Origin of the sequence: Isoalcanivorax pacificus W11-5 (assembly GCF_000299335.2) — a bacterium.
Taxonomy (GTDB): domain Bacteria; phylum Pseudomonadota; class Gammaproteobacteria; order Pseudomonadales; family Alcanivoracaceae; genus Isoalcanivorax; species Isoalcanivorax pacificus.
The window spans coordinates 880,373-906,965 of the sequence record NZ_CP004387.1 but is presented as its reverse complement, the minus strand read 5'-3'; the positions used below and the strand labels follow the sequence as shown (position 1 = coordinate 906,965).

Sequence of the window (26,593 nt, the reverse complement as noted above, 5' to 3'; positions counted from 1 at the left end):
CAGGAGTCGTCTGGATGAACACCCCTCGCCTGCCGCTTTCCGGCATCCGCGTGATCGAACTCGGCCAGTTGCTGGCAGGCCCCTTTGCCGGTGCACTGCTGGGCTATTTCGGTGCCGAGGTCATCAAGGTGGAACCCCCCGGTGGTGATCCGATTCGCGGCTGGCGCAAACTTGACGACGACGGCACCTCGTTCTGGTGGCGCAGCCTGGCACGCAACAAGAAGTGCGTGACACTGGACCTGAAACAACCACAGGGCATCGCGCTGGCGCGGCAGCTGATCGAAGGCGCCGATGTGGTGGTGGAAAACTTCCGCCCCGGCATGATGGAAAGCTGGCAACTCGGGCCGGCGGATTTCCGCGACAGCCACCCTGGCCTGGTGTATGCGCGTATCTCAGGCTATGGCCAGGACGGCCCCTACGCCGACAAACCCGGCTTTGCCTCTGTGTGCGAAGGCATCGGCGGTTTTCGTTATGTGAACGGTTTTCCCGGCGAGCGGCCGGTGCGCCCGAACCTGTCCATGGGTGACACCCTGGCCGGCATTCATGCCGCACTCGGTATCGTGCTCGCACTGTTTGAACGCGAGCGCGGCGGCGACGGCCAGGTGGTGGATGTGTCGCTGTTCGAATCCGTGTTCAACCTGCTCGAAGCGGTGATTCCCGAATTCGATGGCGCCGGCGTGGTGCGCGGCCCGTCCGGCTCCACGGTGACCGGTATCGTGCCCACCAACACCTATCTGTGCGCCGACGGCCGCTACGTGATCATCGGCGGCAATGGCGACTCGATCTTCAAGCGTCTGATGAGCGCCGCCGGCCGCGACGACATGGCCAACGATGCACGGCTGGCCAACAACAGTGGCCGCGTGCAGCACGAACAGATGATCGACGATGCACTGTCTGCCTGGTGCGCCGGCCTCGACAGCCAGGCGGTGCTGGCCGCACTGGAAACCGCACGGGTGCCTGCCGGTCCGATCTATTCTGTCGCCGACATGTTCAACGACCCGCATTTCCATGCGCGCGGGCTGTTCGAACAGGTGGAGATCAACGGCAAGCCGCTGCGCATTCCGGCGCTGATGCCGAAGCTTGCCGGCACGCCGGGCCGGACACGCTGGCCCGGGCAGGCGACGGGGACGCACAACGAAGAAATCCTGCGTGACGGGCTGGGGCTGGATGATGCCACCTGGGCCGCACTGCAAAAGAGTGGCGTGATCGGTTAACGAATCACCCGCTCGCGGTGGCTGTGCCAGATATCATCCTCCCGGAACCAGGGCTTGATGCGCACAGCCAGCGCCGGGTCCAGGCGCACAGCAAAGGTCCGCTCAATCTCCGACAGCGCTCCCAGCTCTTCCTCAAACACCCGCGTGGCCTCGGCATAACTGCCGTAGAATTTTTCCGCCACTTTTTTCCATTTTTCCTTTGGCGGTTTCATCGGCTTGTCCGGGTCAGACGGCGGCGGCTGCACGATGGCCGCGTCGGGGTCGCCCTGTTCGATGGTGATGCGTGCGCTCATACCTGCCTCCCTGCTGTGTCAGTCATTTGCCGATCCCGGCAAACCGCGCGTCCAGTTGCGCGGCCAGATCATCCGGTGCGATTTCCACCTCCAGCCCACGCCGGCCGGCGCTGATGAAGATGGTCTCAAACTGCTGCGCGGTATGGTCGATGACCGTCGCCAGCCGGCGTTTTTGCCCCAGGGGGCTGACGCCGCCAAGCACATACCCGGTGCTGCGCTCCACCTGTTTCGGATCGGCCATGGCGACCTTCTTGCAGCCCAGCGCGCGCGCCAGATGCTTCAGGTCCAGCAGCCCGGCCACCGGCACGATGCCCACTGCCAGCGTGCCGTTCTCCTGCGCCACCACCAGTGTCTTGAACACCCGTGCCGGGGCCAGGCCGAGTTTGTCTGCCGCTTCGGTGCCCCAGGATTCAGCGTGCGCGTCGTGGCTGTACTGATGCACAGCAAACGGCACGCCGGCTTTTTTCAGACTGTCGATGGCGGGTGTCACAGGGGTCGCTTCACCAGGCAATACGGCGGGTCAGGATATCCTTGAACATCACGAAATCGCCAGCCAGGCTGTAGAACGGATGCTTGAACGTCGCCGGACGGTTTTTCTCGAACACGAAATGCCCAACCCAGGCAAAACCGTAGCCGAACACCGGCAACGCCAGCAGCAGCCAGGGCGTGACACCAAGGATCACCGCCAGCAGCATACCCAGCACGCCCAGCGTGCCGAAGAAATGCAACCGCCGGCAGGTGGGGTTGCTGTGCTCCTGCAGGTAATACGGATAGAACTCTGCAAAGGACTGGAAACCGGACTGTTTGATCGTGTTCATGCTGTCTCTCCCACTGCGGCGCAGGCGCCGGCTGTCTCTTGTTATAAGCGCTCGCTCACGGCGCAAGCAACTGAGTAACCTATAAAAACGGCCCGTCCTGCGCTTGTATGAATCGGCTATTGACCGAAAATGCCCATCCCCTGTCATGTTGCGGCCTCTACAGTGCCGACCGGGGCCCGTAGAATCCGGGCAATCAATCACGCCCCCAATATCAAACAAGACCGGAGTGATGCTGTCCATGTCCCTGCTGCCCCCACGCCTGCGCCTGTTTCCCCGTCCCGACTCGCCCGCCCGGGCCGACCGCGGGCGTGAAGCACCGGCCGCGCGTGGCGGGCTGCCGGAAGCGGCCATCGACGGTATCCAGCGCAGCCTGGAGCGCGTCCATGCCACCGGCATGAGCCCGGGCGTGGCGCTGGCGCTGCGACGCCACGGCGAACTGGTGTTCGACCGCGCGCTGGGCTTCGCGGATCCACAGGCCGGCACACCACTGACCGTGGACACTCCCATCTGCCTGTTTTCCGCCTCCAAGGCGGTCACCGCCATGCTGGTGCATCATCTGGCCGAACAGGGGCAACTCGACCTGCACCAGCGCGTCAGCCACTACCTGCCCGAGTACGGTCAGGCCGGCAAGCACCGGACCACGCTGATGCATGTGCTGACGCACCGCGCCGGCGTGCCGCGTATCCGCGAGCCGGTGTCGCCGGAAGACCTGTTCGATCACGAGCGCATCATGACGCTGATGTGCCGCGCACGCCCGGAAAAACCCGGCCGGCAGCAGGCTTACCACGCCATCACCGCCGGCTTTGTCCTCGGCGAAGTCATGGAACGTGTCACCGGCGAAACCGTCAACCAGATTCTCGACCGCGTGATCCGCCAGCCGATGGGCATGCGCTACTTCCGCTTCGGCCTCGGCGACGAAGGACTGCCGCCGGCAAAGAATGCCGCCACCGGCCTGCAACTGCCGCCCGTGGACCTGTTTCTCAAACACGCCGTGGGTGGCGGCCTGCAGGAAGTCGTGACGCTGTCCAACGATCCGCGCTTCCAGCAGGTCACCATTCCCGCCGGCAATCTTTACGCCACCGCCGAGGAAGCCTCGCGCTTTTTCCAGATGCTGCTCGACGATGGCCAGTATCAGGGCCGGCAACTGTTCCGCCCGCAGACCGTGCGCCTGGCCACCGGCCGCACAGGACGCGGCGGGCGGGTAGACCGCACGCTGATGCTGCCGCTGGAATTCTCGCCGGGCTTCATGCTCGGCGCCCGCGCCATCAGCGTCTACGGACCGGGGACACCAAATGCCTTCGGCCACCTCGGCTTCATCAATATCTACTGCTGGGCCGACCCGGACCGTGCGCTGTCCGGCGCGCTGCTGACCACCGGCAAGGGGCTGGTGGGGCCGCTGTTCCCGTCGCTGTTGCGCCTGCAACACCGCATCAACACGGTCACCCGGTTGTAAGCCATGGACGATATGGCCTCCCTCATCCTGCTTGCGCTGGCACCGGTATTTGTCGGCTGCGTGGCGTGGGAAGCCTGGGCCTTGCGCCACCTTGGCAAATACACGCTGGTGGACACCGTCTCCAACGCTTCGCTGGCGCTGCTGCATCAAGTCAGTGACGGCATCTTCAACGTGCTGGTGGCCACCGCTGCCTACGCGTTTTTCTACCAGCACCGGCTGTTTGATCTGTCGCTGACGCCCTGGACCATCCTGCTGCTTTTTTTATTGCAGGATTTCTTCTATTACTGGTTCCATCGCGGCAGCCACATGATCCGCTGGATGTGGGCCTCGCACGTCACGCACCACTCTTCCGAACGGCTGAACCTGTCCACGGCCTTCCGGCAGAGCTTCACCTATCCGGTGTCCGGCATGTGGCTGTTCTGGGTGCCGCTGGCCTGGGTCGGCTTTACGTCGCAACAGGTGATTCTGGTCGTGGGGCTGAACCTGGCCTATCAGTTTTTTGTGCATACCGAAGTGGTGCGCCGGCTGCCCCGGCCGCTGGAATATCTGTTCAACACACCGTCCCATCACCGCGTGCATCACGCCCGCAACCCGCGCTATATCGATCGCAATTTTGGCGGTGTGCTGATTATCTGGGACCGTCTGTTCGGCACCTTCGAGCCCGAACGCGATGATGAGCCCTGCGAATACGGCATCACCCGGCAGATCCACAGCCACAATCCGTTCACGCTGACACTGCACGAATGGCACGACATGCTGCGCGATGCACGCCACAGCGGTTCTGTCACTGCCGCGATAAAAACCCTGTTCGGCAAACCACCGGCACATCAGCCCTCACGGCGTGCCTGACGCCAGTCACTCGGCGACTGCCCCGTCCAGCGGCGAAACGCACGGCTGAACGCGGCAATGTCTTCATACCCGAGATTCAGCGCCAGCGTGGTGACGCCCATATCAGTGCGATCCAGATACTGGCAGGCAAGCGCATAACGCGTGTCGCGCAGCAGGGCGCCATAGGGCCGCTGCTCCTGTTTCAACCGCTGCTGCAAGGTACGCGGATGCAGCCCGATCATCGCCGCCACCTGGGCCAGCGAACATTCCCCGGTGGGCAACAGCGCCATCATCACCCGCCCCACCTGCGCCGCCAGGCCGCTGTCGCCGTATTCCACCCGCCATTGCTGTGTCAGCCGCGCGCGCAGCGCCTCACTGACCGCGACCGGGCGGCTGAGCAGTGGCGCTGGGAAGCGCAGACTGTTGCACGGTGCGCCGGTTGTGATCGGGCTTGCCAGCCCGGTGTGGTGGCGCAACAGGGCTTCATCCAGGGGCAGGCACAGGGTCAGGTTGCGTGGGGGCAACGGCTCAGGCTGTACCTGGCGCAGCCCCTGCAAGACCTGTAGCACGCTCAACGCGCCCAGTTGACCGCATTCAACGTCGTCTTCAAATGCGAACCCCAGCCGGAACACGACGTCACCACCTTCCAGCAGCGTCGTCAGGACCACGCCGTGGGCGTGGAAATCCATGTGCCGCACCAGCAGTTGCAGTGCATCACCGATAGTGGCCTGCAGGCACAGGAACGACGCCAGCGGCCCGAGCACTTCCAGCCCCTGGCGCAGGCCCAGCCGCACACCAAAATCCGGCGCCTGGCAGCGCTCGGCGGCCAGCGTGGTCAGACGCGCCAATGCCATGTAGTCCACATAGAGGTCCGGGTTGGCGAACAGACCTGCCGGCAGGCCCGCGGCGCGCAGCAGGGCCTGGGGGTCGCCCCCCAGTTCACGGACCAGCGCGTCAAACCCTTGCATGCCACCACTGCGGGCGAAATAGTGCATGGCCCCTCCATCGCCCCATCAGGCACACAGACTCACGAAATATCAAATGCCGACTCGCGAAATGTCAAGCGCACGCCCGTGCCAGCCCCTAATCTGGGCCTGCGCCCTCCCCTGATGAGGACAACAACAATGACACAGCCCTACGACATCATCCTGCGCAACGGCCTGTACTTCGACGGCACCGGCGCGACCCCGGCCGCCGTCCGTCATCTCGGCATCCGCGATGGCCGCGTCACCACCGTCAGCGCGACAGCGCTGGACGAAACCGGCTGCCCGAGTGTGATCGACGCCACCGGTCGCTGGATCACGCCCGGCTTTCTCGACATGCACACCCACTACGATGCCGAGATCCTGGCGGCCCCGAGCCTGTCGGAATCCGTGCGCCACGGCGTCACCACCGTGATGGTGGGCAGTTGCTCACTGAGCATGGTGTGCAGCGACGCCGAAGATGCCTCGGATATTTTCACCCGCGTGGAAACAGTACCGCGCGAAAAAGTGCTGCCGCTGTTGCAGACGCGCAAGCACTGGTCCACCCCCGCTGAATGGGTACGCTTCGTGCGCCGGCAACCGCTCGGTCCCAATGTGATGTCGATGCTCGGCCACAGCGACCTGCGCGTGGCCACGCTCGGCCTGGTCCGCGCCACCGATCATGCCGTGGTGCCCAGCGAAGCGGAAATGCAGCAAATGGAAAAGGTCCTCGAAGAAGCGCTCGACGAGGGCTTTCTCGGCCTCTCCACCATGTGTCTGAAATGGGACAAGGTGGACGGCGACCGCGCCTGGTCGAAAAGCCTGCCCAGCACCTACGCGCGCTGGCGCGAATTGCGCCGGCTGAACCGCCTGTTGCGCCAGCGCGGCCGCGTGCATCAGGGTGCGCCGAACGCGGCCAATCCGTTGCAGGTGACGCAGTATTTTCATCAGACGCTCGGTCTGCTTGGCAAACCACTGAAGACCACGCTGATCGCGCTGTTCGACCTCAAGGGCAATGCCACCACCCGGCCGCTGGCGAAGTTCGTGTCCTGGGCTGCCAATCTGCTCGGCGGCAATTTCCGCTGGCAACTGCTGCCGACGCCGTTCACCGTCTACGCCGATGGCATCGACGTGGTGTTCTTCGAGGAATTCGGTGCCGGGGAAATGGCGCTGGACCTGCGCGAACAGGTAGAGCGCAACAAGCTGCTGCAGGATGAACAGTACCGGCGCAATTTCCGTAAATTCTACGGCGAAAAACTCAGCCCGCGCGTCTGGCAGCGTGACTTTGGCGATGCACTGGTGCTGGACTGCCCGGACGCGCAACTGGTGGGCCGCAACTTCGCCGACATCGCCCGCGAGCGTGGCATTCATGTCGTGGATCTGTTCCTGGACCTGGTCGTGGAACACGGCCGCGCGCTGCGCTGGTACACCACCATCGGCAACCATCGCCGGGAGGTACTGGAAAAGATGGTGACCGACGCACACACCCTGATCACCTTCTCCGATGCCGGCGCACACCTGCGCAACATGGCGTTCTATAACCTGCCGCTGCGCTTTCTGAAAATGGTGTACGACAGCCAGGCATCCGACAGGCCGATCATGTCACTGGAACGTGCAGTGTGGCGCGTCACCGGCGAACAGGCCGACTGGCTCGGCGTGGACGCCGGCCATATTCGTGAAGGTGACCGTGCGGATATCGTCGTGCTCAATCCAGCCGCGTTCGATCAGGACCTGAACGCGGTGCACTGGGCAGAAATGGAGAACTTTGACCTGCAACGGCTGGTGAACCGTAATCCGGGGCTGGTAGAGCATGTGCTGATCAACGGCCGCGTGGCGGTGGACAATGAGGCGCTGGTGCCAGCGCTTGGCCGGCAGGCTGGTTTTGGTACTTTTCTGCCGGCGCTCTGAACAACGGGTGGGCAAAGATCAGGTTGTTGCGCTTTCGCTGCCGGATAACCCCTCCCCCTGTCAGGGGGAGGCCGGGACCAGCCCCGCCCGGCTCCCGCACCGCCACCCGTTACGGCAGACAGGTCAATTGTTCTCGTCATCCTTGCGCTGGTTGAACCGCGACAATCGGCCTTTTTGCCACAGATACTCCGGTTCACTCCCACCACCGCGCATATTCCGCCATTCTTCCGAAAGCCCCTTGTGCAGGCTGTAGCAGATCAGCAACAACACCATCGCAAACGGCAGCCCGGTCAGCACCGCACCCGCCTGCAACGCTTCCAGCCCGCCGGCCAGCAGCAATGCTGCCGCCACCGCGCCTTCGGCAACCACCCAGAATATACGCTGGATCGCCGGGGTGTTTTCCTTGCCACCGGCGGTGATGCTGTCCACGACCAGCGAGCCGGAATCCGACGAGGTGACAAAGAATGCGATCACTACCATCACCGCCACGGCCGACGTCAGGTTCGCAAACGGGAACCTGTCCAGCAGTGCGTACAGCGCCGTCGCAATATCACTGTCCACCGCCGCCACAATGCCGCCGGCACCAAACAGCTCCTCAAACAGCGCCGTACCACCAAATACCGTCATCCAGACGGTGGTCATCAGCATCGGCACGAACAGCACCGCTGCCAGAAATTCGCGGATGGTGCGGCCACGGGAAATACGCGCGATGAACATGCCCACGAACGGGCTCCAGGCAATCCACCAGGCCCAGTAGAAAATGGTCCATTGATGCTGCCAGCGTGTATCACCGTAGGATTCCGTCCAGGTGGACAGCTCTACCAGCTCGCGCAGGTAGGCACCCAGGTTCTGCACCACTGAATTGAGAATGAACAGGCTCGGCCCGAGCAGGAACACGAACAGCATCAACAAGGCCGCCAGCCCCATGTTGATCTCCGACAGCCGGCGCACGCCGGCATCCAGGCCGTTGAGCACCGACCAGAGCGCGATCAGGGTAATGCCCGCGATCAACGCGATCTGTGTCCAGGCATTTTGCGGCAGGCCCACCAGTACGTTCAGGCCCGCATTGATCTGCTCCACCCCGATACCCAGCGATGTGGCCAGGCCGAACATGGTCGCCACCACCGCGAGAATATCGATCAGGTGACCAATCGGGCCATTCACTCTTTCCCCCAGCAGCGGATAGAACGCCGAGCGCACGGTCAGCGGCAAACCACGGTTAAAGGCGAAAAATGCCAGCGCCAGCGCGATCACCGCGTACAGCGCCCAGGCGTGGAAGCCCCAGTGAAACAGCGTAATGGTCATGGCACGCTTGGCGGCTTCCACGGTGCCACCTTCCATCCCCTGCGGCGGCGATGCGAAATGGCTGATGGGTTCAGCCACACTGTAGAACACCAGCCCGATGCCCATGCCGGCGGAGAACAGCATGGCAATCCAGCCGCGCGTGCTGAATTCCGGCTGCGCATCGGGGCCACCGAGACGTATGCGGCCAAAACGGCTGAACATCAGGTAGAGCACAAACAACAGGAAAATATTCACGCTGATGATGTAGAACCAGCCGGCGTAGGTGGCGAACTGGGACTGCGCCAGGGTGAAGGCACTGCCCATGGCCTTGGCGTAGAAAAAGCTCAGGATCACCACCACGACGATCAGCACGGCGGAGACACTGAACACCACCGGCTGTACAACGAGTTTTGGCATTTTCATTTTTATGCGGCTCCCCGAATCAGAAATAGAAATCCACCGTGGCGTAGAGGGCGCGGAAATCCGCCGCGTAAATGTCACCATCACGCCCGATGTCACCGTCGGACCAGAGATATTCCAGGTAGACCCAGCCAGGACCGTAGTCATAGCGCACACCCGGCGCCCAGGCATACACCCGGTCGGTATCGTTACCGCGCGTGCGCGTCGCCGCGCTGGTCAGATCGAGATACCAGAACCAGTCGTTACGGGTGTACCCGGCAGACAGCGACTGGCGATGATTACGCACTTTTTCACTGCGCCCCGGCAGCTCGCGCTGCACCTCGATATGGCGCGCCTGGATCAGCCAGGGGTCGGCGCGGTAACTGTAATGCAGGTCCACCGCGTGATGACGCCCACTGAGCCGCGCCGAGCGCTCGATGGCCGTCGGGGACTGATCTTCCGTGGCGGCCAGGTCCTGTAACCGGCCGCTCTGTACGGACAGCCCCAGCGTATGATTTTCCAGGAACTGCCAGTCCAGGGTACCGGCCACCGTCTGCATCTTGCGGTACGCCAGGTCGCAATCGCCCGTGGTCGCGCTGTTGCAGGTTGCTTGCCCCCAGTGGCCGTTGTCATCCATGGTGTCTGTGCTGGTTTCACCGAAGTCATCGGCGTGAAGATAGGCCAGTGCGTAGTGCAGCGTATCGTGCGTGCCCTCCAGACCCACCCCCACATCCATCTGGTCACCGTACCCGCCCTGCAACAGATCACCGGGCCAGAAATTCACGGTCTTGTAGCCAAACGGCACTGCCATCTTGCCGACGCGCACCAGCATGCCATTGTCCAGCTCACGGCCCACCCAGGCTTCCTTGAATGCCAGATAGTCGCCGGTGCCGTTGTTGTCGGGATCGGTGAAGGAGCCTTTGCCGGCACGCACTTCGGCGGCAAAGCGCGTCGAGCCATACTGGCCCTGGTCGTTGGCGTACAGGATCAGCGCGGGGTCACCCAGCGTACCCCCGGTTTTGCGGTCGAAGTCGTCGGAGACACCGACGCCCTGAAAATCGGAATCCGTAATGTAGCGGTAGTTCATCCAGACACCACCACTGAGCAACGGTGCTGCCTGTACCACACCACAGCACGCCAGCAGAGCGGTAATGCCCAGCGTGCGCGCAAGATGATCCGTCATGTGCCTGTCCCCGATCCATTCGGTCACCAGACAGGCTAGGCCGGGGGAAAATGATTGTAAACGGCTGTATTGTTAAACCTCTGTGAGAAGAATAACGCGCAGGCGGGTCATGCGACGCCTTCAGTAAGCGTCGCGGATCAAGTCAATACCCGGCTTGAGCACCGCACGCCACTGACGGTCCAGTTCGGTGCTGTACTGCGGATCATGCAGTTTCACGGTGTCCATCAAGGCGTCCACCCAGACTTCGTACAGGGCCGGTGGCACGTTGTAGCCATCACGGTTGTGGGTCTTGCCGAGATCACGCAATTTGCCGCCGGGCGCACCGCGTGCATGCATCACCAGCCAGGAAATGCCGGCGCGTAACAAGCGGCGCTGTTCGGCCATGTCGGTATTGACGAACATGGCACGCACGGCGTCGGAACGGTTGATAAAAATACGATAGAAATCTTCGAAAAAAGATTCGTGGTTACAGCAACGGCCATAGCTCTGAAATACCGTATCCACGTCGGTCATCGGGCGCATGCCTACATCTCATCTGGCTAACGCAACACCGCCGGCAAAGCCGGCGGTGTAAGGGCGGGTGTTACATGTGCGAGAGGATCGCTTTTTTAACGGAATCCAGCGCCGCGTCGATGGTCACCATTCTCGCCGCCTGGCACTGCTCGATGGCAGTGTCCGGGTCTTTCAGGCCGTTGCCGGTGAGGGTGCAGACGATGGTGGAACCTTCCGGAATCTTGCCGCTCTGGATGTCGCGCATGGCGCCGCCGATGGAGGCCGCAGACGCCGGCTCGCAGAACACGCCTTCTTTTTCCGCCAGCAGTTTTTGTGCCGCCAGGATGTCGGCGTCGGTCAGTTCATCGAACCAGCCGCCGGATTCCTTCTGCAGCGCCCAGGCCTTGTCCCAGGATTGCGGGTTGCCGATACGGATGGCGGTGGCCACGGTTTCCGGGTTGTCCACCGGCGCGCCACGCAGGAACGGCGCGGAGCCGGCAGCCTGGTAACCGACCATCTTCGGCGCACTGTTCACAACACCTGCACGCTGGTATTCGCTGTAGCCCATCCAGTGTGCGGTGATGTTGCCGGCATTGCCGACCGGCAGGCAGTGGAAATCCGGTGCGCGGTTGAGTTCTTCGACGATCTCGAACGCGGCGGTCTTCTGGCCCTGCAGGCGGAACGGGTTGACCGAGTTGACGATGGTCACCGGCGCTTCGCCAGCGACATCTTTGACCAGTTGCATGCCGGCGTCGAAGTTGCCACGGATCTGCATGATCACGGCCCCGTACATCATCGCCTGGGCCAGCTTGCCCATGGCGATCTTGCCTTCCGGGATCAGCACGAACGCGGTGATGCCGGCACGCGCCGCATAGGCCGCCGCGGCAGCAGAGGTGTTGCCGGTGGAGGCGCAGATGATGGCGTTGCTGCCCTCTTCCACGGCCTTGGTCACCGCCATGGTCATGCCACGGTCCTTGAAGGAGCCGGTCGGGTTCAGGCCCTCGTACTTGACGTAGATGTCCACGTCCTTGCCGAGCATGCGCGGAATGTTTTTCAGACGGATCAGCGGCGTGTTGCCTTCGCCCAGGCTGATGACCGGGGTGTCGTCACTGACCGGCAGGTGGTCACGGTAGCGGTTGATCAGGCCGGTATAGCGTTCACGAAATGGCATAACTCATTCTCTGTGTCGTATGAGCCGGATCACCCGCCTCATGTGTTGTCGTGAGCGTCAGCATGCTGACGCAAATCCTCAGGCATCCAGCGTTTCGACGCGGATGCGCATGATGTCGTCCAGCACGGCCTCCAGCGCGGCAATCTGCTCCAGCGCTTCGCGCATGGCACTCTCGCGAATGCGGTGCGTCATCAGCACCACCGGCACCGGCTCGTTGTCGTCCACGTCCTTCTGGTACATGGCCTCGATGCTGATGCCCTTGTCGCTGAGAATCCGCGTGATGTCCGCCAGCACACCGGTGCGGTCCTGGACGTGCAGGCGGATGTAGAAGGAGCATTCTACCTCGTCGATGCCCAGCACCGGCATCTCGGACATGGCATCGGCGTGGAAACCCAGGTACGGCACACGCTCGTCATGGTCGACGGTCAGGGCACGGCCCAGCTCGATCACGTCGGCCACTACGGCGGAAGCGGTCGGCTCAGCCCCGGCACCGGCACCATAAAAGAGCGTCGGGCCCACGGCATCGCCGTCGATCATGACGGCGTTCATGACACCGTTCACGGAGGCCAGCAGCACTTCTTTCGGAATCAGCGTCGGGTGCACGCGCAGCTCGACACCGTTGCCGGTGTCCTTGGCGATGCCCAGGTGCTTGATGCAGTAACCGAAGTAGTCGGCGGCCTTGATGTCCTCGGCGGTGATGCGGCTGATCCCTTCGGTATAGACCTTGCTGAACTGCAGCGGAATGCCGAACGCAATGGAGGCCAGGATGGTCAGCTTGTGCGCCGCGTCGATGCCTTCCACGTCGAAGGTCGGGTCGGCTTCGGCGTAACCCAGCGCCTGCGCTTCTTTCAGCACCTCGGCGAAATCACGGCCCTTGTCGCGCATCTCGGTGAGGATGAAGTTGCCGGTGCCGTTAATAATGCCGGCCACCCACTTGATGTGGTTCGCCGCCAGGCCTTCGCCCAGCGCCTTGAGGATCGGGATGCCGCCGGCCACGGAGGCTTCGAAGGCCACGTCGACACCGCGCTCGTGGGCGGCGCGGAAAATCGCGTTGCCATGCTCGGCGATCAGCGCCTTGTTGGCAGTCACGATATGCTTGCCGTGTTCGATCGCGGTCAGCACCAGCTCGCGCGCGGTGGTAGTGCCGCCAATCAGTTCGACCAGGATGTCCAGCTCCGGATCACGGGCCAGCTCGAACACGTCGGCGGAGACACGGATGCCGTCAATGTTGCAGGCCGGATTCGGGCGTCGTGCACCGATGTGGGCAATTTCAATCGGCCGGCCGATACGCCGCGCAATCTCCTGCGCGTTGCGTTGCAGCACGTTCACCGTGCCGCTGCCGACCGTACCCAGACCCGCAATACCGACCTTCACAGGCTTCACTTCTTATCCCCTCGTTGTGTCACGATTCAACCCTGTACCACGCCATCCTGCCTGAACATGCGGCGAATGCCGCGCAGCGCCTGACGGGTGCGATGTTCGTTTTCGATCAGTGCGAAGCGCACATGGTCATCGCCGTAGTCACCAAAACCGACGCCGGGCGAGACGGCCACCTGCGCATCGTTGAGCAGCTTCTTGCTGAATTCCAGCGAGCCCAGCGCCCGGTAGGCCTCGGGAATCTTCGCCCAGACAAACATGGTTGCCCTGGGCGACGCCACCGGCCAGCCGATTTCATTGAGCCCCTGGCAGAGCACGTCGCGGCGGCGCTGGTACATGTCGCGAATCTCGCCGACGCACTGCTGATCGCCTTCCAGCGCGGCAATGGCCGCCACCTGGATCGGCGTAAAGGTGCCGTAGTCCATGTAGGACTTGATCCGCGCCAGCGCGGCGATCAGCTGCGGATTGCCACAGCAGAAGCCCACGCGCCAGCCGGGCATATTGTAGCTTTTCGAGAGCGAGAAAAACTCTACCGCCACCTCGCGGGCGCCAGGCACCTGCAGGATCGACGGCGCCTGGTAGCCATCAAACACGATATCGGCATAGGCCAGGTCCTGCACCACCCAGATACCGTGCTCGCGGGCAATCGCCACCACGCGCTCGAAAAACGCCAGGTCAATGCACTGTGCGGTGGGGTTGCCGGGAAAATTCAGGATCAGCATCTTCGGCTTCGGCCAGGATTCGCGCAGCGCACGCTCCAGCTCGTCGAAGAAATCCATGCCCTCGACCATCGGCACATGGCGGATATCGGCATTGGCGATGACGAAGCCATACGGATGGATCGGGTAGCTCGGGTTCGGCACCAGCACGGTATCACCCGGCCCCATGGTGGCCAGCGCCAGGTGTGACAGGCCCTCTTTCGAGCCGATGGTGACGATGGCCTCGGATTCCGGGTCCAGCGTCACGTCGTAGCGGCGCTGATACCAGTCGCAGATGGCCTTGCGCAGGCGCGGAATGCCCTTGGACTGGGAGTAGCGGTGCGTGTCGCCACGCTGCACGGCCTCCACCAGCTTGTCGACGATATGCTGCGGCGTCGGCTGGTCCGGGTTGCCCATGCCGAAATCGATGATGTCCTCACCCCGCGCTCGCGCCGCTTTCTTCAATTCACCCACGATATTGAAGACATACGGCGGCAGGCGCTTGATGCGCTCGAATTCAGCTTCCACGACAGGGTACCCGAGATTGATGAAGGCTCTCGCAGCCGTGCCCACGGCCGCAGGAAAAGAGCAGGAAGGCGGACACCTTACTTGCGCGTCAGCATCGCGTCAATCCGCCGTCTCACGCGCCCTGGCGGGGATTTGCGGGCTTTTTTTGCCGGCTGCCGGGGGAGGCGATTTGCCACCTTGGGGATAGGGGGTGCGTTGGGAGTTATTGTCCCGTGCGAGGGTGCGATGGGGGGCGGTAGGGTGGGTAGAGCCAACGGCGAAACCCACCGGGACCATGTGCCGCACTGCTCGCACAACACCAGCGAAACTGCCCGCCTCCGTAGAGGGGTAGTTTCGATGTTTTTGCGGGAGTGGGCCATGGCTTGGACGTGGTGGGTTTCGCCGTTGGCTCTACCCACCCTACCCCCCGTGCAATCAGGGTCAGTTCAGGCCCAGGGCGCGGGTCATCTGCTCGGGCGGCAGGTAACCGCCGAGCTGGCGGCCATCCATCGCGAACACCGCGGGGGTGCCGCGTACGCCGATGCGACCGCCGAGGGCGTACTGTTCCGCCACCGGGTTGTCGCAGGCTTCGGTCTGCTCGCTGATCTTGCCGGTGAGCTTGGATTCGGTCATCGCCTTCTGCTGGTCCTTGGCGCACCAGACCTGCTCCATCAGCTGGCCTGGCGCAGAGTCGACCCCGGCGCGGGGATAGGCCAGGTAATGCACGGTGATGCCGGACGCGTTGAGCTGGTCGATCTCTTCGTGCAGGCGGCGGCAATAGCCACAGGTGGGATCGGTGAACACCATGACCTCGGCTTTCTGGTCCTCGGCCTTGAAGGTCACGGTCTGGGCCAGATCGAAATCGGAGAACACCTCGCGCCGCTCGCCTTCCAGGCGGCGGTCGGTGACGCTCACCGGGCCGGAGGCTTCCAGCTCGAACAGTTCACCGGCCACCAGGTACTGGCCATCCTCGGACGCATACATGCGCTCGCTGCCATTGAGTTCCACTTCCAGCAACCCCTTGATCGGCGACGGCTCCACGGCGGTCACCCGCACCGGCTGGCCGGTGGCCCGCAGGCTGGCCTCGATCCGCTGCTTGACGGCATCACTGGCCATGGCCGGTGCACTGATCAGCGCGGCCAGGGCCAGCGCACTGCAAAAAGCTTTCATGTTGTCGTTCTCTCCGTAGATGATCCCGGTGGGCCGGGCCGGCGGCTTATTCGTCCGCCACTGCCGGGTCAGACGCCAGCCGCCGCGTTTGGTTTCCGGCACGCGGGTGATGCTCGGCGTGCAGGCTCTTCAACCGCTCCCGCGCCACATGGGTATAGATCTGTGTGGTGGACAGATTACTGTGCCCGAGCAGCAACTGCACTACCCGCAGGTCCGCGCCGTGATTCAGCAGGTGGGTGGCAAATGCATGGCGCAGTGTATGGGGTGACAAGGGCTTGCTGATGCCTGCTTCCGTCGCCATATGGCGCAGCCGGTGCCAGAACGTCTGCCGTGTCATCACACCGCCACCACGCCCCGGAAACAGCATGTCGCTCTGCACAGTGCCCAATAGCAGGCCGCGCCCCTGGCGCAGGTAACGCTCTACCCAGGCCAGTGCCTCTTCGCCCAGTGGCACCAGCCTTTCTTTATCGCCCTTGCCCACCACTCGCACCAGGCCCTGGCGCAGGTTGAGCTGGTGCAGCGTCAGGCCGACCAGTTCGGAGACCCGCAGGCCGGCGGCATAGAGGACTTCCAGCATGGTGCGGTCGCGCAGCCCCAGCGCCGTGTCCACGTCGGGCGCCGCCAGCAGCGCCTCGACGTCAGCTTCGGTGAGGGTTTTCGGTAGGGGGCGATCTGCCTTGGGATTCTCCATACCCAACATGGGATCTTCCTGAATGTGCTGCTCACGCAATAGCCAGCGATAGCAGCCCCGTAACGCCGAAAGCTGTCTGGAAACAGAGGTTTTCTTGATACCCCGCTCTTGCTGCAAAGTGCGAAAGGCCTTCAGGTCTTCCACGGAGCAGGCCATCAGGCTGCTGTGGCGAACCACCGCCAGCCAACCCGCAAACTGCGTCAGGTCCCGCCGATAACTGATCAGCGAGTGGTCACTCAAGCCTTTTTCCATCCACACATCATCCAGCCATTGCTCGATCAGGCGCTGATCGCCCTCGGACGGCTGCAGCGATGCAGGTAACGGGGTCACCGGGGACTTTTGCGGGCTCATGGCGGCATGATGACAGGGCCGCCGGCACGCCGCCAGTGACCCTCGTTCACCTGAATTTACCAAACATAACACCGCCAGCCGCCAGACCATGGTCATAATCGGGGCGGGACTTCAATGACAGGGAGCAACACTGATGGGCATTCTGACGTGGATCGTTCTGGGATTGATTGCCGGGATACTGGCCAAATGGATCATGCCGGGCAAGGACCCGGGCGGCATGATCGTGACCATTCTGATCGGTATCGCCGGTGCTTTCGTGGGTGGCTGGCTGGGCCAATTGACGGGCCTAGGTGGCGCCGTCGGCGGGCTGAGCCTGGCGAGTGTCGTGACCGCTGTGCTGGGCGCGATTGTGCTGCTGGCGCTGTACCGGGGCATTCGCAACGCCTGACCCGAACGCTGCGCACATAGCAAAAGGGCCATCCTCGCGGATGGCCCTTTTCTGTGGTGCTGCACTGCGTTGCGGCAGAGACTCCGCAACGCCGCCAATCAGCTGGCGGAGCGTACTTTTTCCTTGATGCGGGCGGATTTACCAGACCGGTCACGCAGGAAGTACAGCTTGGCGCGGCGCACATCGCCACGACGCTCGACCTTGATGCTGTCCACCACCGGGCTATGCACCTGGAATACACGCTCAACGCCCACGCCGTGGGACATCTTGCGCACGGTGAAGGCAGAGTTCAGGCCACGGTTGCGCTTGGCGATCACCACGCCCTGGAACGCCTGCAGACGCTCACGGGTACCTTCTTTCACCTTCACCTGCACGGTGACGGTGTCACCCGGTGCAAAATCCGGCACGTCGGTTTTCAGCTGTGCCTGTTCGATGTCCTGCACCAGAGGTTTCTTGCCGCTCATGACTGCCTGCTCCTGTTACTGTAATAGCCGGCGCTAGGTCCGGTCGTTGCTGCTCAGTTCACTGTGCTCGCGGATGTATTCCGCCAGCAGGTCCTGTTCTTCGCTGTTCAGGCCCGGCGAGTGTTGCCTGGCCTCCAGCAGATCCGGTCGTCGTTGCCAGGTGCGGCCCAGGGCCTGCTTCAGTCGCCAGCGGCGGATCGCCTCATGGTGACCACTCAACAACACTTCCGGTACCCGCAGCCCGTTCACTTCTTCCGGGCGCGTGTAGTGCGGACAGTCCAGCAGGTTCGCGAGCGTGCCGCTGAAGGAATCCTGCTCCGCCGAATCCTGGTGTCCCAGGACGCCGGGTATCCGGCGCGCCATGGCATCGATCATCACCATGGCCGGCAGCTCTCCGCCGCTGAGCACGTAGTCACCAATCGACCACTGCTCATCCACTTCCGTTGCCACAACCCGCTCGTCGATCCCTTCGTAGCGGCCTGCGATCAAAATCATTGCCGGCTCTGTTGCCAGGCGATCCACCGCCGGCTGGTCCAGCTTTCTGCCCTGCGGGGTCAGGTAGACCACCCGGGCCGGCACACCCAGTTGCTCGCGGGCGGCCTTCAGTGCCGCCAGCAGCGGCTCGACCTTCATCAGCATCCCGGGGCCGCCGCCAAACGGGCGGTCATCCACGGTGCGGTGCCGGTCGGTGGTGTAATCCCGCGGGTTCACCGCGTTCACCGTCAGCAACCCGGTTTCCACCGCGCGCCGGGTGATGCCGTAGCCGGTGATCGCCTGCAGCATCTCCGGAAACAGCGTCAGCACAGTGACGTTCATCCGGGCCTCCGTCTCGTGACCGGCGTCAGCGCCGGGATCAGAATTCCGGATCCCAGTCCGCCACCAGCGTGCCGGCGTTCAGGTCGATGTCGCCAATCACCTGTCCCGGCAACCAGGGGATCAGGCGTTCGCGGCGATCGATGCTGTGCGTATCGCCCTGCACCACCATCACGTCGTTGGCGCCGGTTTCGAACATCTGGCGCAAGCTGCCGATGTCCCGGCCATCGGGCAGTTTCACCCGCAGGCCGATCAGGTCACGCCAGTAAATCTCGTCATCCCCGGCCGGCGGAATCGCGTTCCGCGGAACAGCGATGTCACGGCCCACCTGGATGGTTTCCGCCTGGGTCCGGTCAGCACAGCCATCCAGCCGTGCCACCAGCCCCTTGCCCTGCGGACGACCGCTGGTCAGGCGAACCCTCTGCCAGCCATCCGGGCCCCGCAGGTACCACGGCTGGTAGAGGAAAATGTTCTCTTTCGGGTCGGTGAAGGATTGCAGCTTCACCCAGCCCTTAATGCCATAGGCCGCGACAACGCGGCCTATGACCAAGGCATCTTCGTCGGGCAGCACGCCCTCGCCAGCAAGCATCAGGCAGACTGCTTGCTGTGCTCCTTGATCAGCGTACGCACGCGGTCAGAGGTGCCAGCACCAACGCTTACCCAGTGTTGCAGGCGCTCTGCGTCGAGGTTCAGACGCACTTCACCACCACGGGCGATCGGGTTGAAGTAACCCAGGCGCTCGATGAAACGGCCATCACGTGCATTACGGCTGTCCGTGACCACAACGTGGTAAAACGGACGTTTTTTCGACCCACCACGGGCCAGACGAATGGTTACCATACGGTTTCTCTGCCTTGTAAATCTGCTCTCGGCCCTGTGCCAGCAGGCACTTGAAGCCCCGAATCCGCTTAGTCGGACCCTGAAAGGCCGCAGATTGTAGCGACCTCGGGGTGACTTTGAAAGGGGTTTTTCGCGCCCGGCACCGCCGGGCGCAGCGCGGCGTTCACATCCCCGGGAAGCCCGGCGGCATGCCGCCGCCACCGCCCATGCCACCGGGACCGCCGCCGCCCATCATGCCGCCCATGCCCCGCATCATCTTCTGCATGCCGCCCTTGCCCTTCATCTTCTTCATCATCTTGCCCATCATCTTCTGCTGCTTGATGAGGCGGTTCAGATCCTGAATCTCGAGGCCCGCGCCGGCGGCGATGCGGCGCTTGCGGGAGCCCTTGAGCAGGTCCGGGTTACGGCGCTCTGCGGGGGTCATGGAATCGATCAGGGCTTCCATGTGCTTGAACTGCTTCATGGCCGCCTGATCTTCGGTCATCTTGGCCAGACCGCCCATGCCGGGCAGCTTGTCCAGCAGCGAGGCCATGCCGCCCATATTGCGCATCTGCTGGAACTGGTCCTTGAGGTCCTCGAAGTCCATCGCCTTGCCTTTCTTGAACTTCTTGGCGATTTTCTCGGCTTTGTCCTTGTCCAGCTTGCGCTCGGCTTCCTCGACCAGCGACAGCACGTCGCCCATGCCAAGGATGCGCGAGGCGATCCGCTCGGGGTGGAACAGCTCCAGGGCATCGGTCTTCTCGCCGATACCGATAAACTTGATCGGCTTGCCGGTGATGGCGCGCACCGACAGGGCAGCACCGCCACGGGAGTCACCGTCGGCCTTGGTCAGCACCACGCCGGTCAGCGGCAGGGCTTCATTAAAGGCCGCAGCGGTATTCGCCGCATCCTGGCCGGTCATGGCGTCGACCACGAACAGCGTCTCGGCCGGGGTGATCGCGGCGTGCAGGCGCTTGATCTCGGCCATCATCTGCTCGTCCACCGCCAGACGGCCGGCGGTATCGACGATCAGCACGTCCATGAAACGACGCTTGGCCTCGCCCAGCGCGGCATTGGCGATGTCCACCGGGTCCTGGTCGGCGGTGGACGGGAAGAACTCGACGCCAACCTCACCCGCCAGCGTCTTCAACTGCTCGATCGCCGCCGGACGGTAAACGTCGGCGGACACCACCATGACCTTCTTCTTGTCGCGCTCTTTGAGATGACGCGACAGCTTGGCCACAGAAGTGGTTTTACCAGCACCCTGAAGGCCCGCCATCAGGATGATCGCCGGCGGCTTGACGGCCAGGTTCAGGCCCTCATTGGCCTCGCCCATCACCGAGACAAGGCGGTCATGGACGATCTTCACAAAGGCCTGGCCGGGGTTCAGGCTGGCCAGCACTTCCTGACCCAGCGCCTGTTCCTTAACCTGGTCGGTGAAATCCTTGACCACCGGCAGCGCCACGTCCGCCTCCAGCAGCGCCTTGCGCACTTCGCGCAGGGTGTCGCGGATGTTGTCCTCGGTCAGTTGCCCCTGACCGGACAGGGAGCGCAGGGAAGCGCCAAGGCGTTCGCTGAGATTCTCGAACATGCAGTACTCCGGGCGGTATTTCGCGAGGCGGGGAGTATAGCGCGGCCCCCCTGGCACGGCGAGGGCTCCGGCAAGCGCGTCATGCGGCGAAGCTGAGAATCACTCCCACTTCAAAAGCCACAAGCCTTGTGACACACTGCCGCGTCACCGGATACAAAACGCCTATGACTATTGCCAGTTGGGCCGGCCTTGCGGCCTTTGTCCTCTATCTTGTTGCCTCGATCATGGTGTTGCGGCGCCTGCGCAGCGCAGCGACCGGGCGCGCCCCTGCCCTGCTGGCGCTGAGCCTGACAGCAGTGGCACTGCATGCCCTGTGCCTGTGGCTGACGGCCGTCACCGATGATGGCGTGCGGCTGGGACTGTTTCCGATGGCCTCGCTGATTACCGGCACCGGCGCCGCCATGATCACCGTCGCAGGCCTGTACCGGCGGCTGGAGTGGGTCAGCGCCATGGTGTTCCCGCTCAGCGCCCTGTCCATTCCGCCCATGCTCTGGGTGCAATCCGGTTATACCCCGCATCCGCTGGCCCATGGCGTCGCCGCGCATGTGTTGCTGTCGATCCTGGCCTACGCGGTGCTGGCCATTGCCGCCGCGCAGTCGGTATTGCTGCTGGTCCAGCACCGGCAACTGAAAAGCGGCCATATTCGCGGCATGATGCGCGCCTTCCCGCCCATCCAGGTGATGGAAACCATGCTTTTTGAGCTGCTGTGGGCGGGCGTGTTGTTGCTGAGCGCCACTATCGTCACCGGCTTTATCTATCTGGATGACATGTTTGCCCAGAAAGTGGCACACAAGACCTTCCTGACCCTGTGCGCCTGGGCGCTGTTCGCCACACTGCTGGCCGGGCGGCATTTTCTCGGCTGGCGTGCGCTCACTGCGGTGCGCCTGACCATCGCCGGTTTCCTGGTGCTGTTGCTGGCCTTCTTCGGCTCCCAACTGGTGCTGGAGTACATCCTGCATCGCCCGGCTTGACACCCCCGAAGCCGCGTTCGGACAATAGCGGTCCTGTTGCAACCTTGGGCTTACCCCCTCTTGGCTGATATTCCTGATGCTCTGTTGATCGGCATTCTGATCGTGCTGATCATTGCCTCTGCGTTTTTCTCCGGCAGCGAAACCGGCATGGTGGCGATCAACCGCTACCGCCTGCGCCACCTGGCCCGCCACGGCCACCGGGGGGCGCGCCGTGTAGAGAAGCTGCTGTCCCGGACCGACCGCCTGCTCGGCGTGATCCTGATCGGCAACAACTTCGTCAACAACTATGCCGCCACCATCGCCGCCCTGCTGGCGCTGGCCTGGTTCGGCAACACCGGCGCCGCCGTCGCGCCGATCGTGTTCACCATCATCATGCTGATCTTCGCGGAAGTGACCCCGAAGACCTTCGCCGCGCGCAAGCCAGAGTCCGTGGCGTACCCCGCCAGCCTGCTGCTGAAACCGCTGCTGGTATTGTTCGCCCCGCTGGTGTGGGCCGTCAGCGGCCTGAGCAATGGCCTGCTGCGGTTGCTGGGCGTGCGCGAACAGCCCACCGGCACCGATGACCTCAGCCCGGAGGAATTGCGCACCGTCGTGAACGAAGCCGGTGGCCTCATCCCCAAGCGGCACCAGAAGATGCTGCTGAATATCCTTGATCTGGAAAAAGTCACCGTCGAGGACATCATGATCCCGCGCAGCGAGATCATCGGCATCGATATCGACGCCGACCTCAACGACATCCTCAACCTGATGCGCACCTCCCAGCACACCCGCCTGCCGGTCTACCGCAGCGACCCGAACAACATCATCGGCATCCTGCACCTGCGCAAAGTCAGCCGGCTGCTGATGCGCCCGGAAGTGAACAAGGCCGAGCTGCTGCAGTTTTCCGTTGAGCCCTACTTCGTGCCCGAGGGTACGCCACTGCACAAGCAATTGATCAACTTCCAGAACGCCCGCCGCCGTCAGGGCGTGGTGGTGGACGAATACGGCGACGTGCTCGGCCTGATCACGCTGGAAGACATCCTCGAAGAGATTGTCGGCGAATTCACCACCGACCTGGCCGCCAGCAGCCAGGACATCCTGTTGCAGGAAGACGGCAGCTATATGGTGGACGGCACCGCACACCTGCGCGAAATCAACCGCTCACTGCACTGGTCATTGCCGACAGACGGGCCGAAGACACTGAACGGCCTGATCCTGGAGCACTTGCAGAATATTCCCGAGAGCAGCACCTCGCTGCGGATCGAGGACTATCTGATCGAGGTGATGCAGGTGAAGGACAATATGGTGAAGACGGCGCGGTTGCGGCGGCGGGAGGCCAACGGTCACTGAGCGCCTTTAGCGCGCCCCGCCTGGCCTGCCATCATTGAGTGCTTTATTCGCCGCCTCGGCCCTGAGGCGCTCGACCAGTCATACTTTGATGATGGATTGCCGCGTCACACCGATGCGCGCCGCTTTACGGTCCAGGGCTTCAACAACCCACAGCGGGACATCGATGTTGATGCGTTTTGGTTCCTGATTAACGCGGCGTACGGTCGACAGATCAAGGTCGTCGACAATGTCTTCAATGCCGTCATCAAATTTCTTGTCAAAGTCTTTGGCTTTCATGCGACTCGCCCTCGACCAAAAACTGGCAACCATTGAGGGAACTGTTTTACCAAGGCAGACACATCACCGCCATCCAGCACAATCGACCGTGCTGAATCTTTCTTCATCATCAAAGCCGCCCCAACAACCACTCAATCCTCTCCCGATTCGCCTCCACCAGCCGACGCCCTTCTTCAATCGCCTGCGCCGCCCGATGGAAATCCATGATCGCGTAATCTTCCAGCATCGGCACCAGGTTCAGCTCCGCCGGGTCGCCGGCCATGCGGCTGCGGGTAATGCGGTCCTGCATGATGTTGACGCTGGCGCCAATCACATCGAACAAACCCGGTGTGGGCTCGACGTTTTCATCGGAGGAGGAAGAAAAATAATCCATGACGCGCCCCCACACAGACGGCTCGCTGTTTTCACTGTCGGGGGTTTCGCCGTCGGACTCTTCCAGGTCCTGGGAGCCGGTGTCGTAGCGGGTAAGATGGCGGCCGATCAACTGGCCGTTAAGGTTGACGGCAATCACCAGCTCGGCGCCCAACGCACGGCAAACGGAGACCGGCACCGGGTTGACCAGGCCACCATCGAGCATCCAGCGCCCTTCATGCTTGAAGGGTGAAAAAAGGCCCGGCAAGGCGCAGGAGGCGCGTGCAGCATCCAGCACCGACCCTTGCTGTATCCAGACTTCGCGGCCCATTTTCATGTCGGTGGCAACGGTGGCAAAGCGTTGGGAAAGGGATTCGATATCCGGGTTCTGGTGCTGTTCGGAGAAGAAGTTGAAGAGTTTTTCGCCTTTGACCACCCCGCCGCTGAAACCGATATCGAGGAAGCCCAGCACATCGCGAAAGGTCAGTTTGGTGACCCAGTCGCTGAAGGCCTGTAACTGGCCGGACACGTAGACCGCGCCCACCAGCGCACCAATGGACGTGCCGGCCACCACATCGGGGCGGATTCCCATATCTTCCAGTGCCTGGATAACGCCGATATGTGCCCAGCCGCGCGCAGAACCACTGCCCAGGGCCAGGCCGACGCGCGGACGGCGCGGTGCAGAAAGTGCTTCGCCGCTCATCCCTGCCCCGCCTGCTTCATTTCATCCACCACGCAGGCGGCCGGGTGGCCGAACATGCGCTGTTGGCAACGCGCCAGCACTTCCCGCTGGCGCGAGGCCGGCAGCAGGCCCCAGCGGCTGATTTCCTGGCCGGTGCGGAAGCAGCCCACGCAGATGTCGTCGCCATCCAGGGCGCAGATGCTGACGCAGGGCGAGGCCACGGTATCAGTCATGGAAGCGCTCGTCGGGTTTGAGTTCGGTCGCGAAGTGTTTTGCGTGTGCGACGTAGTGCATGCCCCCCATGGTAATCATCGCCTTGTGGCCATCGCTGATTTCCTTCACCACTTTGGCGGGCGAGCCCATCACCAGCGAGTTATCCGGGATTTCCATGCCTTCGGGCACCAGGGCATTGGCGCCGATGATGCAATGGCTGCCGATTTTTGCGCGGTTGAGCACCACGGCGTTGATGCCGATCAGCGTGTTGTCGCCGATGGTGCAGCCGTGCAGCATCACTTTGTGGCCGACGGTGACGTTGCGGCCGATGGTCAGCGGCACGCCGGGGTCCACGTGCAGGACGGCACCGTCCTGGATATTGGTTTCGTCGCCGATGGTGATGGTGTCATTGTCAGCACGCAGCACGGCGTTGAACCAGATGCTGGCCTTGTCGCCCAGCACCACGGAACCGATCACGGTGGCGTTGTCGGCGATCCAGTATTCGCCACGGGTTTCCAGACGGCGGCCATCGATGGTGTAGATCACGGGTGCTCCCCTTGTGTGGTTACTCCGGGTCATCCAGCTCGTAGTGGATACCGGCGTCGAATGCGTGATTGAGCAGATCGAGGATCATGAAAGCGGTCAGGCCCCAGATCCGTTTGTCTTCGTAATAATAACTCGGCATGCGCAGGCGTTTGCCAAACACATCAAAGGGCGGGGACAGTTCCGGGCGGGCATCAAGAAAGAACGCCAGCGGCACGCGGAAGATGGAGGCGATTTCGCCGGGCTCGGCGATCAGTTCCACGTCCGGCAGCACCAGCCCCACGAACGGCGTCACCTTCATGCCGTAACGGGACGGCAGCGGTGACAATTGACCGAGCACTTTCACTTCCTGCGGCAACAGGCCGACTTCTTCGCGGGATTCGCGCAGCGCGGTGGCCAGCAGGTTACGGTCGCCCGGGTCACGTTTGCCACCGGGGAAGGCCACTTCGCCGGCATGGGTCGGCATGGCGGCGGAGCGCACGGTCAGGATCAGTTCAGGTTCCGGCTCGTCGGTCAACGGCATCAATACCGCCGCCTCGGGCAGATGCACCGGCAGTTCGCGCAGGCGGTAGTCCTGCAGGCGCTGTTTCAGGATATCAATCACACCGCTCTCCAGCTCCGCCACACACCGGCCACATGGCCGGCGCGGAGCACCAGAATCTGATTCAAACGACAGTTTGAACAGACACCGCGGGGCAGGCAAGCGCTATGTGAACGCGCTGCGTTGCAGCCCCGACGGCAAGCCGATAGGCTGCGCTATATCCTGTGAACCGGACTCTTCATGAAGTTCTGCAGCCATTGCGGCAGCGACCAGCTCCGCTTCGATATTCCCGAAGGCGACAACCGGCCACGCTACTGGTGTCCGGCCTGCCAGACCATTCATTACCAGAACCCGAAGATCGTGGTCGGCGCCCTGCCGGTGTGGGAGGGACGCATCCTGCTGTGCAAGCGGGCCATTCATCCGCGCGCCGGCTACTGGACACTGCCGGCCGGTTTCATGGAAAACGGCGAGACATTGCAGGAAGGCGCCGCCCGGGAAACCTGGGAGGAAGCCTGCGCCACGGTCAACATCAGCGACCTGTACACGGTGTTCAATCTGCCGCACATCTACCAGGTGTATGTGTTTTTTCTCGGCGAACTGGCCGACGGCAAGTTCGGTGTCGGTGACGAATCGTCCGATGCCGGGCTGTTCCTGCCGGAAGAGATTCCCTGGGATGAACTGGCGTTTCCGACCATCACCCGCACGCTGAAGTTCTATCTGCAGGACATGAAGACCGGCGATTTCCCGATCCGCGTGCAGGACATTGCGCCGCTGGGCACGCCGAAGCCAAAGCTGGAGCCTTGAGGCGCCGCT

General features: G+C 62.9%; 30 protein-coding genes. 8 read left to right on the top strand and 22 right to left on the bottom strand.

The window, feature by feature from the left end; all coding sequences use genetic code 11:
* Window positions 1-14 precede the first annotated feature (14 nt).
* Window positions 15-1,214 (top strand): CaiB/BaiF CoA transferase family protein, encoded by a 1,200-nt coding sequence (locus tag S7S_RS04310; RefSeq protein WP_008738384.1) that lies wholly within the window; start codon window positions 15-17, stop codon window positions 1,212-1,214.
* Here the strand turns inward: S7S_RS04310 and S7S_RS04305 are convergent.
* Genes S7S_RS04305 through S7S_RS04295 form a run of 3 tightly spaced genes read right to left on the bottom strand, consistent with a single transcriptional unit; the run spans window position 1,211 to window position 2,325 of the window.
* On the bottom strand, window positions 1,211-1,507 hold the full coding sequence (locus tag S7S_RS04305) for a hypothetical protein (protein WP_008738385.1): 297 nt from the start codon (window positions 1,505-1,507) through the stop codon (window positions 1,211-1,213). The genes S7S_RS04310 and S7S_RS04305 overlap by 4 nt on opposite strands.
* Window positions 1,508-1,529: 22 nt before the next feature.
* On the bottom strand, window positions 1,530-1,997 hold the full coding sequence (gene ybaK / locus S7S_RS04300; protein ID WP_008738386.1) for a Cys-tRNA(Pro) deacylase: 468 nt from the start codon (window positions 1,995-1,997) through the stop codon (window positions 1,530-1,532).
* A 10-nt stretch (window positions 1,998-2,007) separates the two neighbouring features.
* Window positions 2,008-2,325 (bottom strand): Mpo1-like protein, encoded by a 318-nt coding sequence (locus S7S_RS04295; RefSeq protein WP_008738387.1) that lies wholly within the window; start codon window positions 2,323-2,325, stop codon window positions 2,008-2,010.
* A gap of 238 nt (window positions 2,326-2,563) precedes the next feature.
* Between S7S_RS04295 and S7S_RS04290 the strand changes: the two genes are divergently transcribed.
* Window positions 2,564-3,778 carry an EstA family serine hydrolase gene (locus tag S7S_RS04290; protein ID WP_035205237.1) on the top strand — a complete coding sequence of 405 codons (1,215 nt, stop codon included), beginning with the start codon at window positions 2,564-2,566 and terminating at the stop codon, window positions 3,776-3,778.
* Between the two features lie 3 nt (window positions 3,779-3,781).
* A complete protein-coding gene (locus S7S_RS04285; protein WP_008738389.1) occupies window positions 3,782-4,627 on the top strand; it encodes a sterol desaturase family protein in 846 nt (281 codons plus the stop codon).
* Here S7S_RS04285 and S7S_RS18750 read toward each other — a convergent pair.
* The gene (locus tag S7S_RS18750; protein ID WP_008738390.1) at window positions 4,606-5,601 is read right to left on the bottom strand and encodes a helix-turn-helix transcriptional regulator; all 996 of its coding nucleotides are present in this window, start codon (window positions 5,599-5,601) and stop codon (window positions 4,606-4,608) included. The genes S7S_RS04285 and S7S_RS18750 overlap by 22 nt on opposite strands.
* Before the next feature lie 129 nt (window positions 5,602-5,730).
* Between S7S_RS18750 and S7S_RS04275 the strand changes: the two genes are divergently transcribed.
* Window positions 5,731-7,476, top strand: coding sequence for an N-acyl-D-amino-acid deacylase family protein (locus S7S_RS04275; protein WP_008738393.1), 1,746 nt, complete (start codon window positions 5,731-5,733; stop codon window positions 7,474-7,476).
* A gap of 123 nt (window positions 7,477-7,599) precedes the next feature.
* Here S7S_RS04275 and S7S_RS04270 read toward each other — a convergent pair whose 3' ends face one another.
* The 8 genes from S7S_RS04270 to xerD all read right to left on the bottom strand — a co-directional run bounded on the left by S7S_RS04270 (window position 7,600) and on the right by xerD (window position 16,799).
* Complete coding sequence (locus S7S_RS04270) at window positions 7,600-9,183, bottom strand: BCCT family transporter (RefSeq protein ID WP_008738406.1); 1,584 nt, start codon at window positions 9,181-9,183, stop codon at window positions 7,600-7,602.
* 19 nt (window positions 9,184-9,202) lie between these two features.
* On the bottom strand, window positions 9,203-10,342 hold the full coding sequence (locus S7S_RS04265; protein WP_008738407.1) for a porin family protein: 1,140 nt from the start codon (window positions 10,340-10,342) through the stop codon (window positions 9,203-9,205).
* Between the two features lie 120 nt (window positions 10,343-10,462).
* Entirely contained in the window at window positions 10,463-10,864 is a 402-nt protein-coding gene (locus tag S7S_RS04260) for a globin (RefSeq protein ID WP_008738408.1), read from the bottom strand.
* 61 nt (window positions 10,865-10,925) lie between these two features.
* Window positions 10,926-12,005: a threonine synthase gene (gene thrC / locus S7S_RS04255; RefSeq protein WP_008738409.1), complete on the bottom strand. Its 1,080-nt coding sequence runs from the start codon at window positions 12,003-12,005 to the stop codon at window positions 10,926-10,928.
* A 78-nt stretch (window positions 12,006-12,083) separates the two neighbouring features.
* On the bottom strand, window positions 12,084-13,388 hold the full coding sequence (locus tag S7S_RS04250) for a homoserine dehydrogenase (protein ID WP_008738410.1): 1,305 nt from the start codon (window positions 13,386-13,388) through the stop codon (window positions 12,084-12,086).
* Window positions 13,389-13,414: 26 nt separating this feature from the next.
* Complete coding sequence (gene alaC, locus S7S_RS04245; protein ID WP_008738412.1) at window positions 13,415-14,608, bottom strand: alanine transaminase; 1,194 nt, start codon at window positions 14,606-14,608, stop codon at window positions 13,415-13,417.
* A gap of 420 nt (window positions 14,609-15,028) precedes the next feature.
* Complete coding sequence (locus S7S_RS04240) at window positions 15,029-15,757, bottom strand: DsbC family protein (protein WP_035205248.1); 729 nt, start codon at window positions 15,755-15,757, stop codon at window positions 15,029-15,031.
* A gap of 46 nt (window positions 15,758-15,803) precedes the next feature.
* On the bottom strand, window positions 15,804-16,799 hold the full coding sequence (gene xerD / locus S7S_RS04235; RefSeq protein WP_008738422.1) for a site-specific tyrosine recombinase XerD: 996 nt from the start codon (window positions 16,797-16,799) through the stop codon (window positions 15,804-15,806).
* 133 nt (window positions 16,800-16,932) lie between these two features.
* Here xerD and S7S_RS04230 point away from each other — a divergent pair, with 133 nt between their 5' ends.
* Window positions 16,933-17,187 carry a GlsB/YeaQ/YmgE family stress response membrane protein gene (locus tag S7S_RS04230; RefSeq protein ID WP_008738424.1) on the top strand — a complete coding sequence of 85 codons (255 nt, stop codon included), beginning with the start codon at window positions 16,933-16,935 and terminating at the stop codon, window positions 17,185-17,187.
* A 98-nt stretch (window positions 17,188-17,285) separates the two neighbouring features.
* Here the strand turns inward: S7S_RS04230 and rplS are convergent, their stop codons facing one another.
* The 5 genes from rplS to ffh all read right to left on the bottom strand — a co-directional run bounded on the left by rplS (window position 17,286) and on the right by ffh (window position 20,874).
* Complete coding sequence (gene rplS / locus S7S_RS04225; protein WP_008738426.1) at window positions 17,286-17,651, bottom strand: 50S ribosomal protein L19; 366 nt, start codon at window positions 17,649-17,651, stop codon at window positions 17,286-17,288.
* A gap of 33 nt (window positions 17,652-17,684) precedes the next feature.
* Window positions 17,685-18,467, bottom strand: coding sequence for a tRNA (guanosine(37)-N1)-methyltransferase TrmD (gene trmD, locus S7S_RS04220; protein WP_008738427.1), 783 nt, complete (start codon window positions 18,465-18,467; stop codon window positions 17,685-17,687).
* Between the two features lie 37 nt (window positions 18,468-18,504).
* Window positions 18,505-19,053 (bottom strand): ribosome maturation factor RimM, encoded by a 549-nt coding sequence (gene rimM, locus S7S_RS04215; protein ID WP_008738429.1) that lies wholly within the window; start codon window positions 19,051-19,053, stop codon window positions 18,505-18,507.
* Window positions 19,053-19,304, bottom strand: a complete 252-nt coding sequence (gene rpsP, locus S7S_RS04210; RefSeq protein WP_008738431.1) for a 30S ribosomal protein S16 — start codon at window positions 19,302-19,304, stop codon at window positions 19,053-19,055. The genes rimM and rpsP overlap by 1 nt, the downstream gene beginning before the upstream one ends.
* A gap of 163 nt (window positions 19,305-19,467) precedes the next feature.
* The gene (gene ffh / locus S7S_RS04205; protein WP_008738433.1) at window positions 19,468-20,874 is read right to left on the bottom strand and encodes a signal recognition particle protein; all 1,407 of its coding nucleotides are present in this window, start codon (window positions 20,872-20,874) and stop codon (window positions 19,468-19,470) included.
* A 164-nt stretch (window positions 20,875-21,038) separates the two neighbouring features.
* Here ffh and S7S_RS04200 point away from each other — a divergent pair, with 164 nt between their 5' ends.
* Both S7S_RS04200 and S7S_RS04195 read left to right on the top strand, forming a co-directional pair.
* Entirely contained in the window at window positions 21,039-21,845 is an 807-nt protein-coding gene (locus S7S_RS04200; RefSeq protein WP_008738435.1) for a cytochrome C assembly family protein, read from the top strand.
* 84 nt (window positions 21,846-21,929) lie between these two features.
* On the top strand, window positions 21,930-23,174 hold the full coding sequence (locus S7S_RS04195; protein ID WP_420795640.1) for an HlyC/CorC family transporter: 1,245 nt from the start codon (window positions 21,930-21,932) through the stop codon (window positions 23,172-23,174).
* 78 nt (window positions 23,175-23,252) lie between these two features.
* Here S7S_RS04195 and brnA read toward each other — a convergent pair whose 3' ends face one another.
* The 5 genes from brnA to S7S_RS04170 form a co-directional block, all read right to left on the bottom strand.
* Window positions 23,253-23,450, bottom strand: coding sequence for a type II toxin-antitoxin system BrnA family antitoxin (brnA, locus tag S7S_RS04190; RefSeq protein ID WP_008738439.1), 198 nt, complete (start codon window positions 23,448-23,450; stop codon window positions 23,253-23,255).
* 109 nt (window positions 23,451-23,559) lie between these two features.
* Complete coding sequence (gene rssA / locus S7S_RS04185) at window positions 23,560-24,504, bottom strand: patatin-like phospholipase RssA (RefSeq protein WP_008738440.1); 945 nt, start codon at window positions 24,502-24,504, stop codon at window positions 23,560-23,562.
* Window positions 24,501-24,716 (bottom strand): DUF1289 domain-containing protein, encoded by a 216-nt coding sequence (locus S7S_RS04180; protein WP_008738442.1) that lies wholly within the window; start codon window positions 24,714-24,716, stop codon window positions 24,501-24,503. Before S7S_RS04180 ends, rssA begins: the two co-directional genes overlap by 4 nt.
* Window positions 24,709-25,242 carry a gamma carbonic anhydrase family protein gene (locus S7S_RS04175; RefSeq protein WP_008738445.1) on the bottom strand — a complete coding sequence of 178 codons (534 nt, stop codon included), beginning with the start codon at window positions 25,240-25,242 and terminating at the stop codon, window positions 24,709-24,711. The genes S7S_RS04180 and S7S_RS04175 overlap by 8 nt, the downstream gene beginning before the upstream one ends.
* Before the next feature lie 19 nt (window positions 25,243-25,261).
* Window positions 25,262-25,843, bottom strand: a complete 582-nt coding sequence (locus S7S_RS04170; protein ID WP_035205253.1) for a CoA pyrophosphatase — start codon at window positions 25,841-25,843, stop codon at window positions 25,262-25,264.
* Window positions 25,844-26,020: 177 nt separating this feature from the next.
* Between S7S_RS04170 and S7S_RS04165 the strand changes: the two genes are divergently transcribed.
* Window positions 26,021-26,584: an NUDIX hydrolase gene (locus tag S7S_RS04165; protein ID WP_008738449.1), complete on the top strand. Its 564-nt coding sequence runs from the start codon at window positions 26,021-26,023 to the stop codon at window positions 26,582-26,584.
* Window positions 26,585-26,593 lie beyond the last annotated feature (9 nt).

Bases quoted from the DNA above. Each gene is read 5' to 3' on its own strand.
- S7S_RS04310 (WP_008738384.1), top strand. From the start codon at position 15: ATGAACACCCCTCGCCTGCCGCTTTCCGGCATCCGCGTGATCGAACTC.
- S7S_RS04305 (WP_008738385.1), bottom strand. From the start codon at position 1,507: ATGAGCGCACGCATCACCATCGAACAGGGCGACCCCGACGCGGCCATC.
- S7S_RS04295 (WP_008738387.1), bottom strand. From the start codon at position 2,325: ATGAACACGATCAAACAGTCCGGTTTCCAGTCCTTTGCAGAGTTCTAT.
- S7S_RS04290 (WP_035205237.1), top strand. From the start codon at position 2,564: ATGTCCCTGCTGCCCCCACGCCTGCGCCTGTTTCCCCGTCCCGACTCG.
- S7S_RS04285 (WP_008738389.1), top strand. From the start codon at position 3,782: ATGGACGATATGGCCTCCCTCATCCTGCTTGCGCTGGCACCGGTATTT.
- S7S_RS18750 (WP_008738390.1), bottom strand. From the start codon at position 5,601: ATGCACTATTTCGCCCGCAGTGGTGGCATGCAAGGGTTTGACGCGCTG.
- S7S_RS04275 (WP_008738393.1), top strand. From the start codon at position 5,731: ATGACACAGCCCTACGACATCATCCTGCGCAACGGCCTGTACTTCGAC.
- S7S_RS04270 (WP_008738406.1), bottom strand. From the start codon at position 9,183: ATGAAAATGCCAAAACTCGTTGTACAGCCGGTGGTGTTCAGTGTCTCC.
- S7S_RS04265 (WP_008738407.1), bottom strand. From the start codon at position 10,342: ATGACGGATCATCTTGCGCGCACGCTGGGCATTACCGCTCTGCTGGCG.
- S7S_RS04260 (WP_008738408.1), bottom strand. From the start codon at position 10,864: ATGCGCCCGATGACCGACGTGGATACGGTATTTCAGAGCTATGGCCGT.
- thrC (WP_008738409.1), bottom strand. From the start codon at position 12,005: ATGCCATTTCGTGAACGCTATACCGGCCTGATCAACCGCTACCGTGAC.
- S7S_RS04240 (WP_035205248.1), bottom strand. From the start codon at position 15,757: ATGAAAGCTTTTTGCAGTGCGCTGGCCCTGGCCGCGCTGATCAGTGCA.
- xerD (WP_008738422.1), bottom strand. From the start codon at position 16,799: ATGAGCCCGCAAAAGTCCCCGGTGACCCCGTTACCTGCATCGCTGCAG.
- S7S_RS04230 (WP_008738424.1), top strand. From the start codon at position 16,933: ATGGGCATTCTGACGTGGATCGTTCTGGGATTGATTGCCGGGATACTG.
- rplS (WP_008738426.1), bottom strand. From the start codon at position 17,651: ATGAGCGGCAAGAAACCTCTGGTGCAGGACATCGAACAGGCACAGCTG.
- trmD (WP_008738427.1), bottom strand. From the start codon at position 18,467: ATGAACGTCACTGTGCTGACGCTGTTTCCGGAGATGCTGCAGGCGATC.
- rimM (WP_008738429.1), bottom strand. From the start codon at position 19,053: ATGCTTGCTGGCGAGGGCGTGCTGCCCGACGAAGATGCCTTGGTCATA.
- rpsP (WP_008738431.1), bottom strand. From the start codon at position 19,304: ATGGTAACCATTCGTCTGGCCCGTGGTGGGTCGAAAAAACGTCCGTTT.
- ffh (WP_008738433.1), bottom strand. From the start codon at position 20,874: ATGTTCGAGAATCTCAGCGAACGCCTTGGCGCTTCCCTGCGCTCCCTG.
- S7S_RS04200 (WP_008738435.1), top strand. From the start codon at position 21,039: ATGACTATTGCCAGTTGGGCCGGCCTTGCGGCCTTTGTCCTCTATCTT.
- brnA (WP_008738439.1), bottom strand. From the start codon at position 23,450: ATGAAAGCCAAAGACTTTGACAAGAAATTTGATGACGGCATTGAAGAC.
- rssA (WP_008738440.1), bottom strand. From the start codon at position 24,504: ATGAGCGGCGAAGCACTTTCTGCACCGCGCCGTCCGCGCGTCGGCCTG.
- S7S_RS04180 (WP_008738442.1), bottom strand. From the start codon at position 24,716: ATGACTGATACCGTGGCCTCGCCCTGCGTCAGCATCTGCGCCCTGGAT.
- S7S_RS04165 (WP_008738449.1), top strand. From the start codon at position 26,021: ATGAAGTTCTGCAGCCATTGCGGCAGCGACCAGCTCCGCTTCGATATT.